Source organism: Acetobacterium malicum subsp. dehalogenans DSM 11527 (genome assembly GCF_000472665.1).
Lineage (GTDB): Bacteria > Bacillota > Clostridia > Eubacteriales > Eubacteriaceae > Acetobacterium > Acetobacterium malicum.
In genome coordinates this window covers 1-2950 of record NZ_AXAC01000073.1, presented here as the reverse complement: position 1 = coordinate 2950, position 2950 = coordinate 1, and the positions used below count along the sequence as shown (strand labels likewise).

The window sequence follows — 2950 nt, the reverse complement described above, 5'->3', positions numbered from 1 at the left end:
ATCCGGAGCCTCAAAACTGGTACTTAAAAACTTGGCAGGATCTTTGGTAATGTTTTGCTCATAAAGATAGCGTTTGAAAAAGACTGTAACCGATCCTTTGGTTGATAATACATCAGTGTCTATGGTTTTTAGCCAATCTTCAGCATATTGTTGCCATTGCACAAAATCAGGATCTAATTCTAGAATCCAACGGAATGCTGTTCCATCAGGTTTGGATGATTTTCTCTTTCGTATTGGAATAGATTTTTTGATAGAATTATGATAATCTTCGGAAACCAGGGTTTCTCCATCTTCAGTTTTAACGGAGAAGTAGTTTTCCAAGACCCAGTCAATGAATGAACTTGTTTTTCTGGCCTCAGAAGCGCTAGGAGATTTATGTTTACTATGACCATAGCAAATTTCAAAAAAATCCGGAGCCTCAAAGGTAATGCTTAAAAATTTGGCAGGATCTTTGGTAATCTGCTGCTCATGAAGGTAGCATTTGAAAAAGACAGTAATCGATCTCCTTGCTGATGATAGTCCACTGTTTAGCGTTCTAAACCAATTTTCTGCGTAATGTTGCCATTGTTCAAAATCAGGATCTAGTGCTAGAATCCAACGCAATGATAGGTCGTTTCGTTTCATGGCGTGGATCTTTGGTAGTGGAATAGATTTTTTGATGGGGTTATGATAGTCTTCGGAAACTAGGGTTTCTCCATCTTCAGTTTTAACGGAGAAGTAGTTTTCCAAGACCCAGTCTATGAATGAACTTGTTTTTCTGGCACAAGAAGGACCATTAGATTGTTCATTATAATGACCATAGCAAATTTCAAAAAAATCCGGAGCCTCAAAAGTAGTGCTTAAAAATTTGACAGGATCTTTGGTAATGTTTTGTTCATAAAGATAGCTTGTGAAAAAGATTCGAATTGAGTGTTTGGCTACTTCTATTCCACTGCCTATAGTTTTCATCCATTCCTCTACATATTGTTGCCATTTTTCAAAATCAGGATCTAATTCTAGAATCCAACGGAAGGATAGGTCGTTTCCTTTCATGGCGTGAATCTTTGGTAGTGGAATAGATTTTTTGATAGGATTATGATAATCTTCGGAAACCAGCGTTATTCCATCTTCAGCTTTAACAGAGAAGTAGTTTTCCAAGACCCAGTCAATGAATGAACTTGTTTTTTTGGCATTAGAAGCGCTAGTAGATCGGCTGTTACTATGACCATAGCAAATTTCAAAAAAATCCGGAGCCTCAAAGCTGGTGCTTAAAAATTCGGCAGGATCTTTGGTAATGTGTTGCTCATAAAGATAGAGATTAAAAAAATCTGCAACCGATTTTCTAGCTACTCCTTTATTAGTGCCTATAGTTTTCATCCAATCTTCTGCGTAATATTGCCATTGCGCAAAATCAGAATCTAATTCTAAAATCCAACGGAAGGATAGGTCATTTCGTTTCATGAAGTAAACTGTTGGCTTTGGGATAGATTTTTTGATTGGGTTATGATAGTCATCGGAAACTAGCACTTCTCCATCTTCAGTTTTAACGGAGAAGTAGGTTTTCAGCACCCAGTCAATGAATGAGCTTGTTTTTCTGGCACTAGTAGGTGCATTAGATGTATCTGAATAATGGCCATAGCAAATTTCAAAAAAATCCGGCACCTCAAAAGAGGTGCTTAAAAATTCGGCAGGATCTTTGGTAATGCGTTGCTCGTAAAGAAAGCGTTTAAAGAAGAGCGTAATCGATTTTCTGGTTACTCGTATACTAGTGTCTATAGTTTTCATCCATTCTTCTGCATAATATTGCCATTGCACAAAATCAGAATCTAATTCTAGAATCCAATGGAAAGATAGGTCGTTTCGTTTCGTAGCGTAAACTGTTGGTTTTGGGATAGATTCTTTGATAGGGTTATGATAGTCTTCAAAAATCAAGGTTTTTCCATCTTCAGTTTTAATGGAAAAGTAGTTTTCCAAGACCCAGTCAATGAATGAACTTGTTTTTCTAGCACTAGTAGGTGCATTAGATAGTTTTGAATAATGACCATAGCAAATTTCAAAAAAATCCGGAGCCTCAAAAGAGGTGCTTAAAAATTTGGCAGGATCTTTGGTAATATGTTGCTTGTAAAGATAGGTTTTCAAAAAGGTAGTAATTGATGTTCTAGCTACTGATATTCCACTGTCTAAAGTTTTCATCCATTCTTCTACATATTGTTGCCAGTTTTCAAAATCAGGATCTAATTCTAAAATCCAGCTGAATGTGGAGTCATCATGTTTGAATGGAATTTTTTTCCGGGCTGGAATAGACTTTTTGATAGGATTATGATAGTCTTTGAAAACTTGGGTTTTTCCATCTTCAGTTTTAACGGAGAAGTAGGTTTCCAAGACCCAGTCAATGAATAAACTTGTTTTTCTGGCATCAGAAGCGCGATGGGATAGATCTTTTCTATGACCATAGCAAATTTCAAAAAAATCCGGAGCCTCAAAAGTGGTATTTAAAAATTTAACAGGATCTTTGGTAATGTGTTGCTCATAAAGATAGAGCCTAAAAAAATCTGCAACCGATTTTCTGGCTAATGATATACCGCTATCTAGTGTTTTCAGCCATTCTTCAGCATATTGTTGCCATTGTACAAAATCAGGATCTAATTCTAGAATCCAACAGAATGCGGTCTCATCAAGTTTGAATAAATTTATTTTCGGTATTGGAATAGATTTTTTGATAGGGTTATGATAGCCTTCGGAAATCAGGGTTTTTCCATCTTCATCTTTAACAGAGAAGTGATTTTCCAAGACCCAGTCAATGAATGAACTTGCTTTTCTAGCACTATGAGGACCTTTAGATTGTTCATTATAATGACCATAGCAAATTTCAAAAAAATCCGGAGCCTCAAAACTGGTACTTAAAAACTTGGCAGGATCTTTGGTAATGTTTTGCTCATAAAGATAGCGTTTGAAAAAGACTGTAACCGAT

General features: G+C 36.2%; 1 protein-coding gene. It reads right to left on the bottom strand.

The genetic code is table 11. From position 1 onward, the window contains the following. The coding region (locus A3KS_RS21820) for a VPA1269 family protein (RefSeq protein WP_035356678.1) at positions 1–2950 on the bottom strand (2950 nt) is incomplete at both ends.